At 44.0% G+C, this 23021-nt stretch carries 18 protein-coding genes and 2 pseudogenes; 2 read left to right on the top strand and 18 right to left on the bottom strand.

Annotation, left to right across the window (positions count from 1 at the left end; translation table 11 throughout):
- Window positions 1-131: 131 nt before the first annotated feature.
- The 13 genes and pseudogenes from upp to yycF all read right to left on the bottom strand — a co-directional run bounded on the left by upp (window position 132) and on the right by yycF (window position 14812).
- Window positions 132-761: a uracil phosphoribosyltransferase gene (gene upp, locus I872_RS05650; protein WP_015605186.1), complete on the bottom strand. Its 630-nt coding sequence runs from the start codon at window positions 759-761 to the stop codon at window positions 132-134.
- A 144-nt stretch (window positions 762-905) separates the two neighbouring features.
- Complete coding sequence (gene ftsY / locus I872_RS05655) at window positions 906-2414, bottom strand: signal recognition particle-docking protein FtsY (protein ID WP_015605187.1); 1509 nt, start codon at window positions 2412-2414, stop codon at window positions 906-908.
- A gap of 3 nt (window positions 2415-2417) precedes the next feature.
- Window positions 2418-3236, bottom strand: coding sequence for a Cof-type HAD-IIB family hydrolase (locus I872_RS05660; protein WP_015605188.1), 819 nt, complete (start codon window positions 3234-3236; stop codon window positions 2418-2420).
- A complete protein-coding gene (locus I872_RS05665; protein WP_015605189.1) occupies window positions 3236-4027 on the bottom strand; it encodes a Cof-type HAD-IIB family hydrolase in 792 nt (263 codons plus the stop codon). Before I872_RS05665 ends, I872_RS05660 begins: the two co-directional genes overlap by 1 nt.
- 330 nt (window positions 4028-4357) lie before the next feature.
- Window positions 4358-4585, bottom strand: a pseudogene (locus tag I872_RS05670) (nucleoside deaminase); the annotation flags it as partial.
- A gap of 4 nt (window positions 4586-4589) precedes the next feature.
- Window positions 4590-5885, bottom strand: a complete 1296-nt coding sequence (locus tag I872_RS05675) for a hypothetical protein (RefSeq protein WP_015605191.1) — start codon at window positions 5883-5885, stop codon at window positions 4590-4592.
- Window positions 5872-6556, bottom strand: a pseudogene (locus I872_RS05680) (AI-2E family transporter); the annotation flags it as partial. The gene I872_RS05675 and the pseudogene I872_RS05680, both read right to left, overlap by 14 nt.
- A 366-nt stretch (window positions 6557-6922) precedes the next feature.
- Window positions 6923-10459, bottom strand: a complete 3537-nt coding sequence (smc, locus tag I872_RS05685; protein ID WP_015605193.1) for a chromosome segregation protein SMC — start codon at window positions 10457-10459, stop codon at window positions 6923-6925.
- A complete protein-coding gene (rnc, locus tag I872_RS05690; RefSeq protein ID WP_015605194.1) occupies window positions 10459-11145 on the bottom strand; it encodes a ribonuclease III in 687 nt (228 codons plus the stop codon). Before rnc ends, smc begins: the two co-directional genes overlap by 1 nt.
- 144 nt (window positions 11146-11289) lie before the next feature.
- Complete coding sequence (locus tag I872_RS05695; protein WP_015605195.1) at window positions 11290-11649, bottom strand: YbaN family protein; 360 nt, start codon at window positions 11647-11649, stop codon at window positions 11290-11292.
- Window positions 11650-11960: 311 nt separating this feature from the next.
- Entirely contained in the window at window positions 11961-12761 is an 801-nt protein-coding gene (locus I872_RS05700; RefSeq protein ID WP_015605196.1) for an MBL fold metallo-hydrolase, read from the bottom strand.
- Complete coding sequence (gene vicK / locus I872_RS05705) at window positions 12754-14118, bottom strand: cell wall metabolism sensor histidine kinase VicK (RefSeq protein ID WP_015605197.1); 1365 nt, start codon at window positions 14116-14118, stop codon at window positions 12754-12756. The genes I872_RS05700 and vicK overlap by 8 nt, the downstream gene beginning before the upstream one ends.
- Window positions 14111-14812 (bottom strand): response regulator YycF, encoded by a 702-nt coding sequence (gene yycF / locus I872_RS05710; RefSeq protein ID WP_015605198.1) that lies wholly within the window; start codon window positions 14810-14812, stop codon window positions 14111-14113. The genes vicK and yycF overlap by 8 nt, the downstream gene beginning before the upstream one ends.
- Window positions 14813-15074: 262 nt before the next feature.
- Between yycF and I872_RS05715 the strand changes: the two genes are divergently transcribed.
- Entirely contained in the window at window positions 15075-16157 is a 1083-nt protein-coding gene (locus tag I872_RS05715) for a M24 family metallopeptidase (protein WP_015605199.1), read from the top strand.
- A gap of 75 nt (window positions 16158-16232) precedes the next feature.
- Here I872_RS05715 and I872_RS05720 read toward each other — a convergent pair whose 3' ends face one another.
- The 5 genes from I872_RS05720 to I872_RS05745 form a co-directional block, all read right to left on the bottom strand.
- Window positions 16233-16712 (bottom strand): hypothetical protein, encoded by a 480-nt coding sequence (locus I872_RS05720; protein ID WP_041826807.1) that lies wholly within the window; start codon window positions 16710-16712, stop codon window positions 16233-16235.
- A gap of 269 nt (window positions 16713-16981) precedes the next feature.
- Window positions 16982-17431, bottom strand: coding sequence for an Rrf2 family transcriptional regulator (locus I872_RS05725; RefSeq protein ID WP_015605201.1), 450 nt, complete (start codon window positions 17429-17431; stop codon window positions 16982-16984).
- A 499-nt stretch (window positions 17432-17930) separates the two neighbouring features.
- Window positions 17931-18773, bottom strand: a complete 843-nt coding sequence (locus tag I872_RS05735; RefSeq protein ID WP_015605203.1) for a metallophosphoesterase family protein — start codon at window positions 18771-18773, stop codon at window positions 17931-17933.
- 96 nt (window positions 18774-18869) lie between these two features.
- Window positions 18870-21593 carry an FtsX-like permease family protein gene (locus I872_RS05740; protein WP_015605204.1) on the bottom strand — a complete coding sequence of 908 codons (2724 nt, stop codon included), beginning with the start codon at window positions 21591-21593 and terminating at the stop codon, window positions 18870-18872.
- 1 nt (window position 21594) lies between these two features.
- A complete protein-coding gene (locus tag I872_RS05745; protein ID WP_015605205.1) occupies window positions 21595-22296 on the bottom strand; it encodes an ABC transporter ATP-binding protein in 702 nt (233 codons plus the stop codon).
- A 141-nt stretch (window positions 22297-22437) separates the two neighbouring features.
- Between I872_RS05745 and I872_RS05750 the strand changes: the two genes are divergently transcribed.
- Window positions 22438-22998, top strand: a complete 561-nt coding sequence (locus I872_RS05750; RefSeq protein ID WP_015605206.1) for a TetR/AcrR family transcriptional regulator — start codon at window positions 22438-22440, stop codon at window positions 22996-22998.
- Window positions 22999-23021 lie beyond the last annotated feature (23 nt).

Consider the following 23021-nt stretch of genomic DNA (forward strand, 5'->3'; position numbering starts at 1 on the left):
TTTTTGGTCAAAAAAGGTCAAATATTTGCTTTCTCTGTCGGATGACAGAAAGCAGCGCTGAGATTATCTTTGGTTTAGAAAGCACAAATCCACCGGTTTGGCAGAACTTTCCTTTTTGTAACTTCTAGCTATTATTTTGTACCAAAGAGGCGGTCACCAGCATCTCCGAGACCTGGAACGATGTAGCCGTGCTCATTAAGATGATCATCAAGGGCAGCAGTGAAAATATCTACATCAGGATGAGCATCCTGCAAGGCTTTAACACCTTCTGGAGCAGACACTAAGCAGACAAAGGTGATGTTGCTTGCGCCACGTTTCTTCAGAGAATCTACAGCCAAAATAGCAGATCCACCCGTAGCCAACATTGGATCGACAACAAAGATTTGACGTTGGTCAATGTCTTCTGGCAATTTTACCAAATATTCAACTGGCTTCAAGGTTTCTTCGTCACGGTACATTCCAATGTGGCCGACTTTAGCAGCAGGAACCAAGCTCAGGAGACCATCTACCATACCGATACCAGCCCGCAAGATTGGGACAATCGCCAATTTTTTCCCTGCAATCTGCTTTTGAACTGTTTTCGTAATTGGTGTTTCAATTTCTACATCTTCAAGTGGTAAATCGCGCAAAACTTCGTATCCCATCAGCATTGCGATTTCATCTACCAATTCACGAAAAGCTTTAGTAGAGGTATCTGTACGACGCAAGATAGACAATTTATGCTGAATTAGTGGATGAGCAATAACTTCAAGTTTTCCCATGATTGGATTTCCTTCTTTCATTTTATTCTTCTTATTATATCAAAAAAGAAGAAAAAAGGCTTGCAACAAGCAAACCTTTTCATCTATTTTGATTACTTTTTGATAGAAGAGTTTGATTTCAATTTAGGCTTTATTGATAGACTATTACACCAAACCTTCTAGGAGACCTCTCATAAAGTTCTCAGAGTTAAACTCGCCGATATCGTCAATTTTCTCGCCAAAACCAATCAGCTTCACTGGAATATCCAGTTCCTGACGAATGGCAAGCACAACACCACCGCGCGCAGTTCCGTCAATCTTAGTCAGGACAATACCTGTCACAGGCGTAATTTTTGAAAATTCTTTGGCCTGAACCAGCGCATTTTGACCAGTGGAAGCATCCAAAGCTAGGAAGGTTTCGTGCGGCGCTGCTGGATCCACCCGCTTGATAATGCGACCGATTTTTTCCAGCTCTGCCATGAGATTGTCCTTATTTTGCAAGCGACCTGCTGTATCAATCATGAGAATATCGACATTTTCAGCCTTGGCCCTTTCTAAACCGTCAAACACGACACTGGCTGGATCGCTCTTTTCTGGACCAGTCACAACAGGCACATCGACTCGGCGACCCCACTCAGCCAGCTGGGCAACTGCTCCAGCTCGGAAGGTATCTGCTGCCACCAGCATCACTTTTTTACCTTCTTGCTTGTATTTATAGGCCAATTTACCGATTGAGGTCGTCTTGCCTACGCCATTTACTCCGACAAAGAGCATGACAGTCAAACCGTTTTGGAAATTGATTTTTTCATTAAAGCGGCCATCTTTCTCATAGATATCGACCAATTTTTCAATGATTAGTTGGCGCAAGGCTTCTGGTTTCTTAGCATTTTCCAGGCGTGCTTCATAGCGCAAGTCCTCAGTTAGATTGGAAGCTACCTGCACACCGACATCACTGGTAATCAGCAATTCTTCCAAGTCTTCAAAGAAATCTTCGTCAACTGAGCGGAAATTAGCAAAGAAGGCATTGAGACGAGCACCAAAGCCAGTCCGCGTCTTTTTTAGACTGCGGTCATACTTGTCTTGAACACTCTCTTCTTGGTATTCAGTAGAACTCTCAGATGTTTCTGCGGGAGTCAGTTCTTCCTCTGCCTCTTCTCCATACTCGGTCGAGTCTACTTTTGAAGAAGTGCTTGCTTCCTGCTCACTAGATACTTCTTGCTCTGATTCGTAGTTAATTTGCTCTCTCGCTGCAGCCAAACGTTCCTGTAATTCTTGGTAATAATCTCTGCTTTCAGTCGCCGCTTCTGATTCGCTACTACTTTCCAACGCTTGATTTGCTGAAGTTTCAGACTGCTCTTCTGCCTCAGCCAAAACTTGTTCAGGACTTTCCTCGTCTTCAAGCACTGGTTCAGATAAGTCAGCTTGTTGAGTAGTTGGGGCAAATTCCTGCTCAGAAATTGCTGAATCTGTAGACTCTATCTTCTCTTCTAACACAAACTCTACTTCCTGAGTTTCCGCTGTTTCTTCATTGGAAGCAGCAAGAGGCTGGGATTCTGCCTCAAATGGGACTTCAGTCTCTGTAGTCTGATAACTCTCCTCTGCCTGCTCCTCTAACTGGGGCTTTTCTTCAAGTTCCTCTTTTTTACGTCCAAAAAGACGGTCAAATAATCCCATTCTTTAGTTCTCCTTCAATACATATTTCCGAATGGCCCAAGCAACTGCATCTTCATCATTGGTCATCGGAGTGACAACTTCTGCGACTTCCTTGACTTCTGGCACAGCATTTTGCATGGCAACTCCTAGCCCAGCCCAAGCAATCATTGACAGATCATTGGCTTCGTCACCGCAGGCCATAACTTGGCTTTTATCAATTCCCAAGTGGGCAATCAGTTTCTCCAAACCAGTCGCCTTGTGGACATTTTTCGGTGACCATTCCAGCAGCATTTCCCGTGATTTGAAAATCTCATACTGGTCAAACAGTTCGGGCGCAATATGAGGAATGGCTGCATCCAGCGGTTCCTGAGCAAAGGCTGTGACGCACTTATTGTAGGTAATTTGGCTAGAAAGGTCTTCAAAAGCAATGGATTCAAAGTTCAGAGCTGGATTAAACTCCGCATAGAGCGATACTTGGTCTGATTGAATCTGATAAACCAAGCCCCCATCAATCGCATCCAGAGGCAGACCCAATTTCTCAGTCTCTTCATAAATTCTAGCTACATCATCGTAGGCAAAAACTGTTTTATCCAAAATTTCGCCTGTATTGCGCTGAACTAGACCACCATTAAAGGTAATGGTGTATTCATCTGCCTGACCATCAGTGCCCAGCTCATGCAGGAAAAATTCCATAGCCTTAAGCGGACGCCCTGTGGTCAATACAACTTTGACACCTTGCTGCTGAGCCGCTTTGAGCGCTGCCAGATTCCCTTGAGAAATCTTTTTATCCGTAGTCAAAAGCGTCCCGTCCAAGTCCAAAGCGATCAATTTAATATCAGCCATTATAAGCCCTCCATGTAGGTCATAACAGATTGGGCCGCATGGTGGCCAATCACTTCTTTCGCAACTGCCAAAATTTCCGGCCGTGCATTTTCTGGTGCAATCGGGTGCCCCACCACCTGCATCATATGCAGGTCATTGAGGTTATCGCCAAAAGCCATGACCTGGTCCATTTCTAGGCCTAGCTTCTTAGCTAGCTCGACAAGAGCCACGCCTTTATCCACATAGTCCAGCACGATATCAATCGACTTATAGCCTGTTGTCATCGCCTTGACACCTGCGACATTTTCATTGACCCAGGCTTCGCCGTCGGCCACTGTTTCTTCGCTGAAATTGGTCGTGAATTTAAAAATCTCGTCTGTAATCTCACTAAAATCAGCAACTTTTTGGATATTTTCATTATAATTAGCGCTGAAAGAGAGATAAGTCGGATCTACTGTCTCTAGCACATAACAGCCTTTTTTCCCTGTCAGAAGCAACTCATTGATATTGACAAAAGGCGACTCCTTAAGCTTGTCAAATACCTTTAGATAAAATTCTCTTGGCATGGTTGCTTCGTATAGATCTTTTCCTTGAAACTCTACTAGGCTACCATTTTCTGCGATAAAGATAATATCATCCCGAACTTCATGAAAGAGCTTCTCAAGAGAGAGAATCCCTCGACCACTGGCAACAGCAAAGTAGATGCCCTTTTCTCTAAACTGAGCTAGCAGGTGCTTGAGCCGCTCCATATCAAACTGACCCTTGTCATCTAAAAAAGTCCCGTCCATATCTGTGGCAATGAGTCTTATCATACAATTATCTCCTTTTTGAATTAGGGGTGTGCAAAGGGCATTTAGGGTATGCATCTTTTAAGGATTTAGGCAACCCCCATCATTTCTCATCTCTGTTAATCCTTTATATTATATCATAAAACTAACACTTCATTCCACAGATGAAAAACAGTCAGATCATATTTCTATGACCTGACCGTTTTTGATATTGTTTATACTATATCTATTTACTTTTTATTTTATAAAATAACATCACATAAACTTTTTATATATTTAGTTATCCTAAATTCAATTTATGTTTTGCTATTTGGCAAATACGTTCTGGCGAAGCGTGGTCTACAAACTGACTTAGCAGTCTTCGAGTCGCCAGCTTCCAAGGTGTTGGTTTGCCTGGCGAATGGCTTTGATTTCGGCGTGCAGCGTGGCGTCTTGTTCCTTTTCACGTAAGTTATGACCACGCCCAATAATTTCACCATTCAAGACCACGACAGCCCCGATTGGCACTTCCGCTTGGTCATAGGCTTTCTGCGCTTCCTTCAACGCTTCCCTCATAAAGAATTCTTTTTCATGAAGTTCCATGTTCTTACTGATAGACGCGCTTCGTCACGACTAGACTATGCGGTCTCTCAAACTCCTTATCTAAGTAATCTTGGTACGTTCCTGGTGAAATAAATCCTCGGGCGCTTAAAATATCGGTGCCTGCTGTCCCGACAATCGTATCGGCTAGCAATACACAGTTGGTACTCATCACAAAATACGTCTTGAATTTTGAAGAGGTAAATTTATACAAGAGTGCATCTGCTTCTTGTTTGAGCTTGTAGGCATACATTGGTTCTTCTTTGTCGATTCCAGGATGCTTAGGTTTCACCATTTTCGGTGGATCCCAAGGCACTGTCAGCGACATCAATTTGGCGATTTCCTTATCGATGGCCGCGAGTTGTTCTGGAGACAAGGCAAGACCATATCCCAGTAGGGTCTTATGATTTTCGCGTTTACAAAATTCGATGTATTTTTCACGGTCGGCACTGAAAAGTACCCCGTCCCCCATCGTTCCAAAGAGGCGCTCCGAATTCGTATCGTAGTTTCCGAATGAAATAATGCGGCCCTTATAACACAGGTCGACATGCCCGATGGCTCCAAACCCGTCTTTTGTGACATGAATAAACATCTCTAAGTTTGGTTCTGCATTTTCTTTGGCACGGTCGTAAATTTCTGAAGCCGTTTCGCCTTCTCCAAGTTCCAACGCATCATTAATTTTTTGTAAGGTTACTCGAGGAATCAGTGCAGCAAATACAAGCGGCATCCCACGACGCAAGCGTCTGCGAAGGACTTTCTTTCCAACTTCGGCCTCGAAGAACCAGCCGTCCCGAATATTGCTAATCCCATACCCGATAAAATAGAGCGAAAGGAAGAACATTTGCAAATTGCCGTCGCCCCCAAGAGAAATTAAAGTGGCTACCCCGACAACTGAAAGCCAAATGGTATCAAAGAGCAAGCGAAATCGCGGGCGAATATCATCTTTGACATAAATATAGTATGTCACACCACTAATTCCCGCCTTCATCACTTCATTGAGTCCCATCAAGATGCTTACAATCGCAATCGGCAATGACAGGAAGAATTGATTTCCTGCTAAAAATCCGTAAAGGGAAAATTTCCCTATATTCAGCCATAACGGGTCTTTAGATGCCGCTTTACTAAACCAACGGAATAAGAAATTCCATAGTTCACGGGCCCATAAGAATGTTAAAAACAGACGTAACATCAATTCTGGGAAGCTTGGTCCGAATATAAGGAGCAATATCCCAGCAACAAGGAACGCAATCCCTTCAAAGAGGAGCTTTTTCCCCGTAATCCCTAAGTCGCTAATTTTCTTCATCAATAATACCTCCTACAGCTACCACTGGAGCAGCTTGTTCATGTTTCTCCATCCATTCTTTCACGAGACGGTAAATCACGGCAAAGATTGGTGTGAAGAAAATCATTCCTACTAAACCAAAGAGATTTCCACCGATTAACGTAGTAGCAAGGGTTAGAGCCGTTGGCAACCCTACGGAACTGCCGACAACCCTAGGATAGACGACATTGCCTTCCACTGTTTGAACGACCATAAAGACGACAACCGAAATGAGTGCTTGAATTGGGCTTTCTGTAAAGATGAAGAGCATTACGATTCCGCACGCCATAAACGGCCCGATATTCGGAATGAACGAGAATACTCCGGCCAGCACCCCAACAAGTCCTGCATATGGCAACCCTACAAGAGAGTATGCGGCAAAAATCATAACCCCAACAATTCCCGCCTCGATGATTTGACTCATCAAGAAACGGTCATACGTATCCACGATGACTTCCCCGACATAAGAATGTGCTCAATTTTGTCTTTTAGCAACACCACATTGAGAATGCGAAGCGTTAAACGTGCGAGTATTTCCTTACTTACGAGAATATTAATCATGAAGAAAATCCCCATAATCACAGAGAACACATTTGAGAAGAGCCTATAATATTCGTTGTAAATCCGCCAAGGAATGTAATGACAGACGATATACGCTTTTGTATTATCTATAACCTAGTTTATTTCCATCAACATACCTGTGCCTTCAAATTATTTTTTATTTATTATCCTCATTATACCAAGAATTCTCACAATTTACTATAACTCCTACTTTCTATTGACGAAAGAAATGTTATTATGCAGTTATACTGCCTCAAGATGATTGACTTTCGAAACATGCAATTTAACGTTTAACAAATCAAGGGTGTCTCCATAGAATCAAAGTATTTCTGATACCCATTTCCTTCTATCTATAGACAGTAAAAAGCCTTGAAACAACTTATTCAAAGGCTTTCTTAGTATTCTATTGTATCAATTACCTTATTCCGATTTCTGTTGCTACTAATTTTATACTCATACTATAAACTTTCTAAATCTTTTAACTTGACCGACACAATCTTGGAAACTCCTGACTCCTGCATGGTTACTCCATAGATGGAATCTGCCGCAGACATGGTTCCCTTACGGTGGGTCACAACGATAAACTGGCTTTCTTTGTCAAAGCGATTGAGATAATCCCCAAAGCGCTTGACATTGGCCTCATCCAGAGCTGCCTCAACTTCATCCAAGATAACAAACGGAATGGTCTTGACGCGGATGATGGAGAAGAGAAGGGCTAAGGCTGACAGGGCTTTTTCTCCACCACTCATAAGATTGAGAGATTGGATTTTCTTGCCCGGAGGCTGAACCGAAATCTCTACCCCAGCTGTCAGCAGGTCGCCTTCTGTCAAGATCAGGTCAGCTGAACCGCCGCCAAACATCTGGCTAAAGGTCAGCTTGAAGCTTTCACGAATGGCTTCAAAGGTTGTTTGGAAACGTTCCTTGACTTCGTCATTCATCTCTTCAATGGTTTCCAAGAGAAGATTTTTGGCTGAGAGGACATCGTCCCGCTGACTTTTGAGGAAATTCAGTCGGTTGCTGACTTCTTCAAATTGTTCTACTGCTTCCAGATTGACCGGTCCCAAAGCACGAATAGCCTTTTCTAAGTCTTTGACTTGGGCTTCTGCAGCTGCAAGATTTTCCAAAGAACGCGCTCTTTGATCAGCCTCTTCAAAGCTGATCTGGTAATTATCCGTCAGATTAGTCAGCAGACGACGCAAGGCATCTGAAAATTTCTCTTTTTCAGCCTCTGCCTTGGCCTGACGGCGAATCAGACTTTCGTTTTGCTGACGGGCTTGATCTAAGTTCCCTAGAATATCCTCAGACTGGCCCTCTAAGTCGTCCAGCTCAAATTTGAGTCGGATGAGGCTCTGATCCAAGTCTGTCTTTTTCTCTTGGGCAGTCTTAAGCTGCTCTTCCAAGACGGAAATATCCACCTTCTGGCTGACCGCTTCTTCCTTTTGCTCTATCAAAAGCTGCAAAGTAACGACTTCCTTGTCCAGAGCAGCCTTCTCCTCTAGCAAACGCGACAAATCATTCTTCTCAAAGCGCTGGCTAGAAGTCAGCTCCGTGCTCTTCAATTTCAGTTCTGACAAGTTAGCCGATAGCTGATCGAAACGATCCTGAACAGCGTTTTTATTCGACTTGACTTGCTCGATTTCAGCAGTAATGGCTACTTTGGAAGCCTCGATAGCCGACAGCCGCTCTTCCATTTTTTTCTTTTCAGCAAGGCCTGCTGCTTCAGTCTGATTAGCCAAATCTTGCTCCTGGAGTTGCTCCAGCTGGCTGAGTTCCGCAACCCGCTCTGCAATCTGTTCGTAGGCCAACTTGACTCTTTGCTCCGTCAAGCGGGCTTGCTCACCCTCAGACTTGATGGCTTCCAAGGCTTGCTTGGCCTCTGATAGCTGAGACTGCAAGCTTTCGACTTGCTGCTCCTGAGCTTTCAGCTTCTGGGACTGCTGCTCCATTTCTCCAAGCAGGCTGTCCAGTTCAGGCTTGATAAAGATTGTGTTATTATTGCGATTGGCTCCTCCGGCGTAAGAACCGCCTGTGCGCAGTTCCGTTCCGTCCAGCGTTACAATTCTGACTTGGTAACGTACCTGACGAGCAGCCGCACGCGCATGCTCAATCGTATCAAAAATAGCGGTTGTCCCCAATAGATTTTGGAAAATATTCTCCAAACCTGGCTCATAGGTCACCAGCTCCGAAGCTATACCTAAGAAGCCTGAACTAGCCTCAATTCTGGATTGATTTTGCTCGGGAAGTTGACGAGCCTTGATGGTCGTCAGAGGTAGGAAGGTAGCCCGACCAGCCCGATTTTTCTTAAGAAAATCGATGGCTCTGGTCGCTGCCCCTTCGTCCTCAACGATGATATGCTGACTACTTGCCCCCAGCGCAATTTCCAAAGCGGTCTGGTAATGAGGATCGAAGCTCAATTTCTCGCTGACTGCCCCGACAATACCACCCAGACGATCAGCCTCCTGCAGAACGCTTTTTACACCTGCATAAAAATTGCTGTGATTTTTGAGGATGGCTTCTAAACTGGCTGCACGGGCTTTTTTATTTTTCAAATCATCCAGCAGGGCAAACATGCTGGTCTGCTCCTTTTGATAAGCAGTCGCCAACTTCTCGACCTGCCCCTGCTGCTCCTGATACTGATCTAGCAAGGCTCTGAGAGCAGCCTGTGACTCTTCTAATTCCGCCTGTCGAGCCGCTTCTTCTTCCCTACCAGCTTTTAAATCAGCCTGTAGTTTGCTAAACTCAGCCTGTTTGCTGGCAGCTTGACTCCGCTCATTCTCCAGTCGATTTTCTAGCGAGGTCAAGTCGTTGGACAAGTCCGCTTCTTCTTGCATGAGCTTGACGTAACGATCCCGCAGATTTTCAATCAGCTGGTCTGGGTCATCTGAAAAGTCAGCCAATTCTGCTTCCAACTGGCTCATAGCCTCTTGATTTTCTGTCAACTGGACTGCTAAATCAGCTAGATGAGCTTCTTTAGAGGAAATATCAGCTGTCAGCTGCTGGCTTTTTTCTCTCAGTCCAGCCAAACGTTCTTCATTTTCCAAACGACTGCTAGCCGCCTGACTAGATTCCAACTTAGCTAGGTCTATCTGGCGTTCCAAATCACTGATTAAACGAGTCAGCTCCAAAAGACTGGCCTGATCGTCAGACAGTTTTTGATTCACTTCCTGCCGTTTGACCTTAATCTCTTGGTTTTCACGCTCCAATTCGTCCCGTTTCGTATAATAGGCCGCCAGCTCCTGCTTGATGCTCTCCAAATCAGCCTCTGCTACCGTCAAATCAGCTTTATTCGCCTTAATCTGAGCCACCAAGACATCCAGATAAAGCTCCTGACGCTCTTGATCCAGTTCTAAAAAGCGCTTGGCCGTTTCAGCTTGCTTTTCCAGTGGTTTGACTTGACTATCCAGCTCGTAGATAATATCTTCCAAGCGATCAAGATTGTCTTGGGTCTGCGCTAACTTACTTTCTGTTTCCTTGCGGCGGGTCTTATATTTGAGCACTCCGGCCGCTTCTTCAAAAATAGCCCGGCGCTCCTCTGGCTTGCTGTTAAAGATTTCCTCGACTTTTCCTTGGGAAATGATGGAGAAAGAATCTCGTCCTAGCCCTGTATCCATGAAAAGGTCATGGACATCGCGCAGCCGAACCTTTTTACCATCAATCTTGTACTCGCTATCCCCACTGCGATAGATATGGCGCTCGACGCGGATTTCCTTGCCTGCTTGCTTGATAAACTGGTCCTGATTATCCAAAACCACAACGACCGAAGCATAGTTGAGGGGCTTGCGGTTCTCCGTCCCTGCAAAAATGACATCGGGCATCTTACCGCCCCTCAGACTCTTGACGCTCGACTCACCCAGAGCCCAGCGCAGGCTCTCCGTAATGTTGGACTTACCAGAGCCATTGGGACCAACAACAGCAGTTACACCTTGGTCAAAAACCACCTTGGTCTTATCTGCAAATGACTTGAAGCCCTGAATTTCAATTTCCTTTAAAAACATTAGTGACTTTCCTTTTCAAATGCATCCTTGGCAGCTTCCTGCTCAGCCAGTTTCTTAGAACGGCCTTGTCCCTGACCCGCTTTCTGACCATTGATTAACACAGCCACAGCAAAGTTCTTAGCATGGGCTGGCCCTGTCTCATCTGTAACCTGATAGACAATCTCCACATCCCCATTAACCTGTAGGAGTTCTTGCAGCTTAGTCTTATAGTCAGTCACCTGCTCAAAGTCACCTGCTTCTACCTTGGGAATCATGACTTGGTAAATAAAGTCTTTGACAGTCTCCACATCCTTATCCAAAAGAAGGGCACCCAAAAAGGCCTCAAATAAGTCACCCAGAATGGTATCGCGATTGCGGCCTCCTGACTTTTCCTCACCGCGACCCAGCTTGATAAACTGATCGAACTGACAGTCCCGTGCAAAGCCAGCCAAACTCTCCTCCCGAACAATCATGGAGCGTAGTTTTGACAAATCTCCTTCTGGTTTTTGGGTATTTTTATATAAATACTCAGAAATAATCAGCTGCAGAACAGCGTCTCCTAAAAATTCCAGGCGTTCATTGTGTGAAATTTTTAAGAGGCGGTGCTCATTGGCATAGCTGGTATGAGTAAAAGCGGTCTCTAGCAGACTGCTGTCTTCAAACACCAGCCCAAACTGCTCCAGCAGTGCATCTTTTAATTGTTCCATAATTTCTTTTTCATGCTAGGCCAAGGCAGAGCATGAGTCCAATCCATCCTTTCTAAAATGATGTTCTTTGTGAACCATCTACCATTATACCAAAAACAAGTGCCAACGCACTTGTTTACTTGTCTTCTTAGCGTAATTCCTGGCCTATTCCTTATCTGGGATGACCTTGAAAAGATAATAGGTAATAAAGATTGTCAGGGCGAATAAGAAAATTTTTACCCAAATTATCGGAGCTAACGCAATGGAAATTCCCATCAAGATATAGATGGATACGATAATCTTTTTCTTGCGCTCCTTAGCAATCGAACCTGTCTCCCGAAAATCTGCAACATAGGTCTGATATAGCTTGGTGTGATAAAGCCAATTCTCAATCCGCTTGGAACTGCGCGAAAAGCAAGCAATAGACAAAAGTAAAAAAGGAGTCGTAGGAAGAAGGGGCAGAAAAATCCCCAGCACTCCTAAGGCCAAAGATAAGCAGGCAATCACAAAATAAATCAAGCGCATTTGGTTTCCTCACGTACGTTTTCATGGTCATTCTTTAGCTTCCTTTCTAGTATAAAAAACAAGCTAAAAAATATAAAACTAGTTTCCCATAAAAAGCAATCCTTGTCAATCCTAAAAAGAGAGTGGGACAGAAATCAGTAATTCGTTAGAATTCGATTTCATCGTCCCACCTCCGCACAGTTGAGTAGGGCTGTAAAAGCTGATGAAATCAGCGTAGTAGAGCCCACTCAACCACTGCGTCTTGCTCGACAATCCAAAGACAATTGAGAGGCTAGGACTTTTGTCCCAGCCTCTTTCTGAGCGACTGATGATTAGATAGTTACCAAAGGCGTCGCTGTATCAGGAAAAGTATCAAAGACCTGAAAATCATGACCTACTGGCAAGTCAGCTTGAGCCAGTTGATTGACCATGGTCATATGAGCCAGCTCCTTGATATTATTTTCCTTACTCAAATGCCCCAGATAGATGCGCTTGGTGCGATTGCCAAGGGTGCGAATCATGGTTTCCGCACCATCTTCATTGGATAAATGTCCCAAGTCAGACAGGATGCGCTGTTTCAGGCTCCACGGGTAGGCACCGCTCCGGAGAATCTCGATATCATGATTGCTCTCAATCAAATAAGCATCCGCATTCTCAATCACTCCGGCCATGCGGTCACTAACATAACCCGTATCCGTCAGCATGACAAAGCTCTTGCCATCCTTCATAAAACGATAAAACTGGGGAGCAGCCGCATCGTGGCTAACCCCAAAACTTTCGACATCTAAATCGCCAAAAGTCTTCATTTTACCCATTTCAAAGATATGCTTCTGACTGGCATCCAGCTTGCCCAAGTCCTTTTCCATCGCTCGCCAGGTTGCTTCGTTGGCATAAATATCTAGATTGTACTTACGCGCCAAGACCCCTACACCATGGATGTGATCCTTGTGCTCATGGGTGACCAAAATAGCATCTAAATCCTCTGGTTTGCGGTCGATTTCGCTTAAAAGGCTCGTAATCTTTTTCCCTGATAGACCAGCATCGACAAGCAGGCGTTTTTGGTCTGTTTCCAGATAAAAGCAATTGCCGCTCGATCCCGATGCTAGAATACTATATTGAAATCCCTTAGTCATGTTCACTTTCTACATTCTCTTCATTTTCCCAGTCATCTACACGGACAGCATCATTATCATAAGGAAGGACGATGGTAAAGGTAGAACCCTTACCGTACTCGCTCTTAGCCCAGATAAAGCCATGATGCTGCTTGATAATTTCTTTAGCAATAGCCAGACCCAAGCCCGTTCCTCCCTGGGCTCGACTGCGGGCCTTATCCACCCGATAGAAACGATCAAAAATCTTTGGCAGATCCTGCTTGGGAATGCCCAAACCTTCATCCGAAATCGAAAGAATCAACTGAACATCTGTTGTCCTCACAGAAACCGTAATCGTCCCACCATCAGGTGAATACTTGATGGCATTGTTCATGATATTATCAATAACCTGAGTCATCTTATCCGTATCAATCTCTACCCAAATCGGCGTAATTGAATAATCCCTGATAATCTCATATTTTTTGGTCTCATCCTGATTTTTAATCTTATCAAAACGGTTAAGGATATAGGTGATAAAGGCCGTAAAATTAGTCAGCTCAACGTCCAGATGGCTGGTATTATTATCAATCCGCGATAAGCTAAGTAAGTCCGTCACCATCCGCATCATCCGGTTTGTCTCAGTTAGTGAAACTTTGACAAATTCCGGTGCAACAGGCTCTGACAGAGCACCATCATCCAAGGCTTCCAGATAGGATTTTACACTGGTTAGAGGCGTCCGCAATTCATGGCTAACATTGGAAACGAAAAGCCGACGCTCCCGTTCTTCCTTGTCTTGCTCCGTTGTATCGTGCAGCACTGCTACCAACCCTGATATAAAACCTGACTCCCGTCTAATCAAGGCAAACCGAACCCGCAGGCTTACGTATTCGCCATTTTCATCTTGAGAATCAATGGTCAATTCTGGAACATTGGTAATCAATTCGCGCAAATCGTACTCATCAGCAATATCCAGCAAATCTAAAATACTAGTATTAAGCACATCATCACGTTTGACCCCCAGCTGCTTGGTCGCCATGTCATTGATAGTGATAATCTGTCCTCGACGGTTGGTCGCAAGTACGCCATCCGTCATGTAAGACAGGATGCTGGATAGACGCTTGGTCTCTTGCTCCAAATTTTCATGCGTCAGGCGAATGACTTCAGAAAGATCATTGATAGAATTGGTCATATCCGTGATTTCAGGACTTCCCTGCATATCTAAAACTTCTGAATAATCTCCTGCAATCAAGCCTTTAATCTTTTGATTTAATTGGACCAGTTTTCGAGTATCCCGTCGATTTTCCAGCAGCAAGAGGGCTACAACGATGATAAAGCCGACAACGATCAGTGAAAAGACAAAGTCAGGAGACAGAACAAACTCTTTTATTTTTTCAATCATTATTTCTTATGTAATAACCGACACCGCGGCGAGTCAAGATGTACTCTGGACGGCTTGGAGTATCTTCGATTTTTTCGCGCAGACGACGAATGGTCACATCAACAGTCCGCACATCACCGAAGTAATCATAACCCCAGACCGTTTCTAGTAAGTGTTCACGTGTCATGACTTGACCGACATGGGTCGCCAAATGGTGCAAGAGTTCAAATTCACGATGGGTTAATTCCAATTCTTTCCCGTGTTTTTTCACCACAAAAGCATCTGGAAGAATCTGCAAATCTCCAATAAACAATTCCTTTGGACTACTCTCATCCACATGACTATCTGGGATGAGTTCAGAACGGCGCAGCAAGGCCTTGACCCGAGCCAGCAATTCACGATTTGAAAAGGGCTTGGTCACATAGTCATCAGCACCGATTTCCAGACCGATTACCTTATCGAACTCGCTATCTTTGGCCGAAAGCACAATGATTGGAACATTGCTGGTCTTACGAATGGTCCGAGCAACATCAAGTCCATCCACTTCTGGCAACATCAAGTCCAGAATCAAGATGTCTGGTTGCTCCACTTCAAACATTTCCAAGGCTTCCTTACCATCAAAGGCAGTCAGCACTTCATAACCTTCCTTGGTCATATTAAACTTTATAATGTCCGAGATTGGCTTCTCGTCATCTACAACTAATATTTTTTTCATTTTTTACCTTCATATCTATACAATTTTTAAGCTTAGACATCTATTATTTTTTTATTTGTCCTACTGCTCCATAAGCACTATTATATCAAATTTTCCTTAAAAAATACTATTTTCGCACACTATATTCTAACATTCTTGTAAAAATTTCACCTCAACTTTCTTTCTCTCAAAAATTTCAGCCAAGGATGAGGAATCCTCGCTAAAATCCTTGATTTTTTTCACTTTTTCTGCAAAAATAGAGGCATAGAAAGAAGGTTGAACTATGACAAAAATCAATCAAATCATCACTTATCTTGAAAATGAAAAGCAGGATGTCACTGTTATCTCCGATCCTGTAACCATTCATTACCTAACAGGCTTTTACAGCGATCCACATGAACGTCAGATGTTCCTATTCGTCTACACTGACCATGAGCCACTTCTTTTCGTACCAGCACTGGAAGTTGAGCGTGCTTCCTCTACCGTAGATTTTCAGGTTGTGGGCTATGTCGATTCTGAAAATCCTTGGGAAAAGATCAAAACTTCCCTACCATCTCAGACCTTCAAACAAGTGGCAGTCGAGTTTGACAATCTGATTTTAACCAAGTACCACGGCCTGCGTACTGTTTTTGATGGGGCTGAATTTGTCAATCTGACTCCTTACATCAACCGCTTGCGCCTGATCAAATCAGCCGACGAAATCCAGAAAATGCTGGTAGCTGGCAAGTATGCTGACAAGGCTGTCAATATTGGTTTTGACAATATTTCACTGGACAATACTGAAACGGACATCATCGCTCAAATCGACTTTGCTATTAAGCGAGAAGGCTATGAGATGAGCTTTGAAACCATGGTTCTGACAGGCAATAACGCAGCCAATCCGCACGGCATTCCCGGAGCCAATAAAGTCGAAAATAACGCCCTCCTGCTCTTTGACTTGGGCTGCATGGTCAATGGCTATGCCAGCGATATGACACGGACCGTCGCTGTCGGCCAGCCAGACCAGTTCAAAAAAGATATCTATTATCTGACATTGGAAGCTCAGCAAGCAGCGCTTGACTTTATCAAACCAGGCGTCACAGCTCATGAAGTAGACCGAGCTGCCCGTGAGGTCATCGAAAAAGCTGGCTATGGTGAATATTTCAACCACCGACTTGGCCACGGTATCGGTATGGATGTTCACGAATTCCCATCCATTATGGAAGGCAACGAAATGGTCATCGAAGAAGGCATGTGCTTCTCTGTTGAGCCTGGTATCTACATCCCTGGCAAGGTCGGCGTTCGTATCGAAGACTGCGGTTATGTTACTAAGAATGGTTTTGAACTCTTCACCGAAACTAGCAAAGACTTGCTGTATTTTGAATAGAATAGCAGAAAAGCACCGAATGGTGCTTTTTTGCTGCTCTTTTCAGGCTCTAAAACGGTGAAAAGGTTTCCCTTTTTATAGAGCTTTCTCAATTTCTTTTGCGATTTTGCTCTTTCTTAACTTCCTCTTTAGGAGGTATGTCAACAAAAGAGTAGGATTTAGACTGTAGGATAATTGCCATTTATAATAATTGATCCACTCGATTACGGTGAATAGCCAAATAGCCATAGAGATGGCAAAAGCTGCAAAATTACTGTAGTTCCAGAATATTAACAGCACTCCCACAGCTAGTAAGCAAGCATCTACTTTCTTCAATATTTTATAGATTTTCCCTGTATATTTTTCAGCAAATCTTGGCTTGGCAAGCCTTTTTATCAAAATCCACCAGAAAACAGAGCCCTGTATTAGAATAAAACTCAGTACAAACAAGGAGAAGGAAATAGAAATTAGGGCTTGTGTGGTTACAAGCCACTTTTTGAGTAGGCAAAAATTGAACCAGAATACTAGAACAGCGACTAACTCGCCACTCGCTAGGCTAGTCAATTTTTGTTTCATCGACTTTTTCAAACGAAGCGCACACCTCCTCCACCCCACAGATAAACTTTACTAGACAAGCCTGCCTCTCCTGCATCTGAGCAGCTTCCTCCCCAAGACATTTCCAGCTCAATGATAGCTTTAACTTGACATTCCTGTCAAAAGAGAATTTCATGGTTTATCATGCACAGGATTTCGAATTTATGTCCGCCAAATACTTATTTTATGTGCCAGTGATCTTAGGCTCAACAAAGAAAGCCCTCGTCTCTAGGCTAAAAAGCCAAGCAGTCTTACGAAATGGAGTCTTTCGCCATTTCTTTTTCGGTTGCTGCAACAACCTCGGCCAGACTAGTTTGTGCCAGTTCAGCTTCCATCGCTTTCTGGATAGCCTCCAAACGATTATCTAAAACATTGTGGATATTTTTTCCGATAGGACATTCTGGATTGGGCTTGTCATGGAAGCTAAAGAGCTGCCCACTCTTGCCCAAACACTCGACCGCACAATAAATATCAAACAGGCTGATGTCTTCTAAATTCTTGATAATATCTGCCCCACCTGTCCCACGAGCAACACTAATCAGGCCAGCATTCTTAAGCTGGGACAGAGTCTTGCGGATAATAACAGGATTGACTCCGACACTGCCAGCCAAAATATCACTGGTCAGTTTTTGTTTTTTTCCTTCCAAAGCTAGGATAATCAGCATATGGGTAGCAATGGTAAAACGGCTAGAAATTTGCATGTTTTTCTCCTCTCTACTGGTATCTATATTTATTATATAGCAAAAGAGTTGTAACTTCAAGTGTTACTTTTCAAAATCTCCTCTATTAACTCTTTTTTTGTTTGATAAAATGTTTTATTTCTGTAAATGATTGTGATTTTAGGACAATCTGCTATAATAGTATTAAGAAAGCGTTTTCAACAAACGCAATTCGAGTGCTTTTTTAGGCCAAAAGCCCAAGGCATTTGTTCGGCCAACATTCTTATTCTAACAAAAGTTCGCTAGCAAAGAATTCTTCCTCTACTTAAATGTTAGTAAAAGAGCCATCCCCAAACCTAGCCAGAGCTCGAGCTCAGGTGGCAGTAGCACACATACTTCTTCATCTGGCAGAACGCACGGAGGTCGGGGCGGCGGATTCTAGGAGCATCTATAAACAAAGAGGCTGGGACAAAAGTCCTAGCCTCTCAATTGTCTTTGGAGTGTCGAGCAAGACGCAGTGGTTGAGTGGGCTCTATTACAATTAATCTAGATTGCGAATAAAGTCCTGAACATCCTCAAAATAGCCCTCCCGCTCACTGATTTCTCGCAGTAGGTCATGGTTATGAGTATGGTGGATGCCATTCACGAGGCTTTCCTCATAAATTTCGTAGTAAGGTAACTGGAGCTCACGCGCCCTAGCCAGCTCATGCTCTACATCATAAGCCACGCGACGCATATCGACATCTTTCAGCCCTGTCTCATCTATCTCTAAAATGGCATATTGAGCCCTCAAATCTTGGCGCAGAGTCGCATCTAAAAAGAAAGGTTGGCCGATGGAGCCTGGATTGATAATCAGCTGACCACCTGTTCCATAGCGGAGAAACTGCTGGTGAATATGACCATAGATAGCAATAACCGCTTCATTGCCTTCAAAAAGTCGGTCAAAATCGCTCTGATTACCAATATGAATCAGCTCCCGTCCCCAGTTCTTATCTGGCAAGTGATGACTGACCGCAATCTTGAGACCTGCTACTTCTGTCAGGACTTGCAGGGGAAGCTCGCGCATACGGTCAATTTCTTCTGGAAGGATTTCCTCCAAAACAAAATGGCAGAGCTTGGTTAAATAAAGGTGGCTCGGTCGCGTCAAATCCAATTTTTGATGCAGGGCATGCCAGAGGCTATCTTCCCAATTCCCACGTACTTGTAGACTAATCGGTAGCCGCTCCAGTTTATCCAAAATATTTCGCCGACCCGTTCCCGGCATGAGCAAGTCACCTAAAAACCAATAGTCTGTCACAGCCTGACTTTCTGCATCAGCTAGGACAGCCTCTAGCGCCGTCGCATTCCCATGCACATCTGACAATAAAGCAATTCTTCTTTTCATTTTATCTTTCACTTTCTATCCAAGAAATATTATAACAAAGATCAAAAAAACTTCCACTCAAACACATTTAGGGAAGTTACAATATAAAATCTAGTCTTAATCCACTGACTTGAGCGCTTCTAGCATATCTAGCCGTTTCAGCTGATAATTGACAAAGAAGCCCAATAAAGTCAGAATGAAACTGACCGCTAGAATAGGCAGGAGATAAACTTCCCAGCCGACTTGCGGATTAAAGGCGATGAAGTTTGGCGCAATCATCTGAATCAAAAATCGATGGAGATAAAAACCAGCCAAGAGCCCTGTGCCAATACCCATGAGTGACAGCAAGATGGTCTCCCGATAGATATAGAGCGTGACTTCCTTACTATGGAAGCCTAGTACCTTGATGGTCGATAGCTCCCGTATCCGCTCTGCGACATTGATATTGGTCAGATTATAGAGGATGACGATAGCTAGCAAAATCGAGACAATCACCAGAACCAACATGGTAGAATTCAGTGAAGTTGCTAGTGTGTTAAATTGCTCGACCATACTGGTATTTTGAGAAACGCCTCTGACAGCTGAGAGCTTCATAAAGTCTCGTGCCTGAGACAAGGTCGCCTTTTCGGAGCGATTTTTGAGCTTGACGATATAGGCATTGTTGCTAGCTTTCTGACCAAAGACGGACTCATAGTCTGCCTGCGACATAAAAACAAAATGTCCCACGTAGTTTTCATTGATTGCTGCGACGGGAATTTTTTTGCCATCCAGTTCTAACTGATCTCCAACGGAGACACCGGCTATCTTAGCCAGCTTGGCTGAAATAACGGCTCCTTTAGCCAAGGTCAATTTTTCCTGATTTTCTTGACTTTCCAGTCTGATAAAGGGACTAAAGTCTGCCTTATCTGTCACCATCAGTGTCACAGTTTCTTTGTTTTTGCTCCCTTGATAGACTTCCTCGAAGCTCTGGCTAAAGATACTCTGATAGTCTGAAATAGCTGGGTCTTTTAGCTTCTTTTCCAGCTGTAATTTAGCAATTCGGTCAGCCTGACTCTTTTCTGAGATGATCAAATCATAGCTCAAAATCTGCTCAAACTGGCGATGCGGCACCCCGCTGATAGAAGACCGAATCCCTAGACCAGCAAAGAGCAGAGCCACCGAGCCAGCCACGCCAAAAATTGTCATCAGCATCCGCTGCTTATAACGAAAAATATTGCGAGCCGTCACCTTATGGGTAAAGCTAAGTCTTTTCCAGATAAAAGGAAACCTCTCTAAAAGAATAGTCGCGCCCTTAACTGGTGGTTTAGGTAATAAGAGATGGGCAGCTTCCTCAGTCAACTCTCGGCGAGCAACCAGATAAGCCGGTAAAACGCTAGATAAAAAAGCTAAGCCCAGAGCCAAAAGACTGTAAAATGGATAAAAGTAAAGCCTGCTCTGGCCTACTACCATGCCCTGCGTGATGATTCGAGAAATAATCCCCGAGAAAAAATAGTGCCCTAGAAAGATTCCCACGAGCGTACCCAAACTACCAGCCACCAAGCCATAGATAGTAAATTTGCGAATAATGTCTCGACTGTGATAGCCTAAGGCTTTGAAAACACCTGCATTCGTTCGCTCTTCATCCACAAAACGGGTCATGGTTGTAAAGGTCACCATCGCAGCCACTAGATAAAGAACCACTGGGAAGATATTGGCCACTGCAGCAATACTATTGGTGGCATTGCTATACATGAGATAACCTTGGCTACCTGGCAAACTCTTCCTCGTATAACTATGATAAGCTGGCTCCGTCAAACTTGCTAAGTCTTCCCGAGCTTGTTGCAATTCTACTTTCCGATTTTTTAGTTCTGCCGTCGCCTGCTCTAAGTCCTTTTTCTTCTGAGCCAGCTGGGTCTTTCCTTGTTCCAATTCAGACCGACTGCTGGCTAGACTTTCTTCAGCTAGTAAGCCGCTGGTTGCCGCTTGATTGAGTTTCTTTTCCTGCTCCTCTAGTTTAGCTTGAACCTGCTCTAGCTGCTTCTGCCCTTGAGCTATATCGGCTTCTGCATTCTTAATCTTTTCTGCTCCCGCTTGGATGGAAGCAATCGCATTTGCCTGTAAGCTTTTTAGACGCGCTGCGCCATTATCCTTGAGGTCTTCATTTAATTGCTCTTGATGAGCCGCTAGCTTGTCCTGATAAATCCTTGCAAAAGAACCCAAATCTGCCAAATCTTGATAGCGCAATCGAGCGATACTATAGACATTTGACGAAAAGGCCTCTGGCGCAAGGACGGCATAGGCATCCAGATTGCCACTACCACTATTAGCATTGCCTAGGCTTCTATCAGACCAGAGCTCTGCCGAGTTGACAAAACCCACAATCTTATAAGTCTTATTTTTCAGAACTGACGGCCGGCCTGCCTTCTCGGTCAGATCAATCTCCTGACCAAGCTTATATTTCTTAGACCAAAAACTAGCTAGGGCAATTTCTTGCTCATTCTGAGGAAGACGGCCTGAGGTCACTTGAAAGTTTGAAATATCCTTGGTATCTGAGAATACTCGGAGAGCCTCTTCGCCTACGGTGACATCTGTCAGATAGCCAAACTCGACATCAGCTCCCTTAATAGTTTCCAGCTCTTTCTGATCCGCTGCATCCAAACCATAGTCCGCCATAACAGCCAAGTCCATGGTTCGTTGCTCTTTCAAGTAATCTGTTGCTGTTCTGCGCATATTGGGTGGAGCGACCTTAAGTCCCACGAGAGCTAAAGAGCCCAGCATCATGAGGATTAAAATAGATAGGAAACGTCCTTTAGAGCTAGTGAAGGAGCGCAGAATATCTTTCCAATAAATCTTTCTCTTCATATTAATACTCCAATGTACTTATGTCTTGAGGCGATTCATTCACCGTAACACTTTTGACTTTCGCATCGTGCATACGGATGACCCGGTCAGCAATGGGAGCTAAGGCAGCATTGTGGGTCACGATAATGACAGTCGCTCCTTGATTGCGGGACATGTCCTGTAAGATTTGCAGCACTTGCTTACCGGTATTGTAGTCCAAAGCTCCCGTTGGTTCATCGCAGAGCAGAATCTTTGGATTTTTGGCCACCGCCCGAGCAATGGACACACGTTGCTGTTCTCCACCTGACAGCTGAGCTGGGAAATTATTGAGACGCTTTTCCAGACCAACCGCAGTCAGGGCAGCCACTGGATCCTGAGCATCCTTGACGATTTCTGAGGCCAGCTCCACATTTTCCTTTGCTGTCAGGTTAGGCACCAGATTGTAAAACTGAAAGACAAAGCCCACGTCATTACGGCGATACTCGGTCAATTGATGAGCATTATAGGCCGCGATATTCTGTCCATCAATCAAGACTTCCCCCTCATCATTGGTATCCATACCACCGAGAATATTGAGAACCGTTGACTTGCCTGCTCCAGAAGCTCCAAGAATAACAACCAGCTCTCCCTTTTCGATCTCAAAAGAGACATTCCGATTGGCGATTATTTCCGTATCCCCCATCTGATAACGTTTAAAACTATGTTTCATTTCAATATAAGCCATATCGCTTCTCTCCTTTTCAAACCTCATCTCCTTAAATAGACAAGGTGTTGATTCTAAATCACAGATATTATATAATGAGCTTAGATAAAAAGCAATAATCAAAAATCAACAAAGTGTTGATTTAATCAAAAAGGAAGAAAAATGGCCCAGAAACGAAAAACTAGAACCAAAGAAGACATCAAAGAGGCCCTCATCCAACTACTTTCTGAGGATAAATTTGAGCATATCTCCATCAGCAAACTCTGTAAGCGGGCAGGGATTAATCGCGGCACCTTCTACCTCCACTACCAAGATAAGTATCAGATGGTTGATAGTCTCAAAAGCGAAATTATTTCCCAACTTTCTAGTTATAGCTTGTTTGAAGCGGAGAACGAATATCCCCAAAAGTTAATGATAGCAAAATTTCATATACTGCGTGCTAATGAGCGTCTTATCAACGCCCTGACCAGAAGCCATTATATTGACTTTCGAGAGGCTATTCGGGAGTACATAACCACTATCATTCTGAGTGACAAGCAAGAGACTGCTACCCAGCGTTTTTTAGAGGAGAACTTTCACATCCCTCAGAAATATGCCTTGGAAATCTTCCTATCCAGTGTTGAGGGGATTATTTCTCTTTGGATAGCCGGTGGTGCTCAAGAAGAACCCGAAGAAATCACGGACATAATCTTGGCTACTTTCAACTACGACTACTGGAGATAAAGACTAGTATTCCCATTCTCTTA

Source organism: Streptococcus cristatus AS 1.3089 (genome assembly GCF_000385925.1).
Lineage (GTDB): Bacteria > Bacillota > Bacilli > Lactobacillales > Streptococcaceae > Streptococcus > Streptococcus cristatus_B.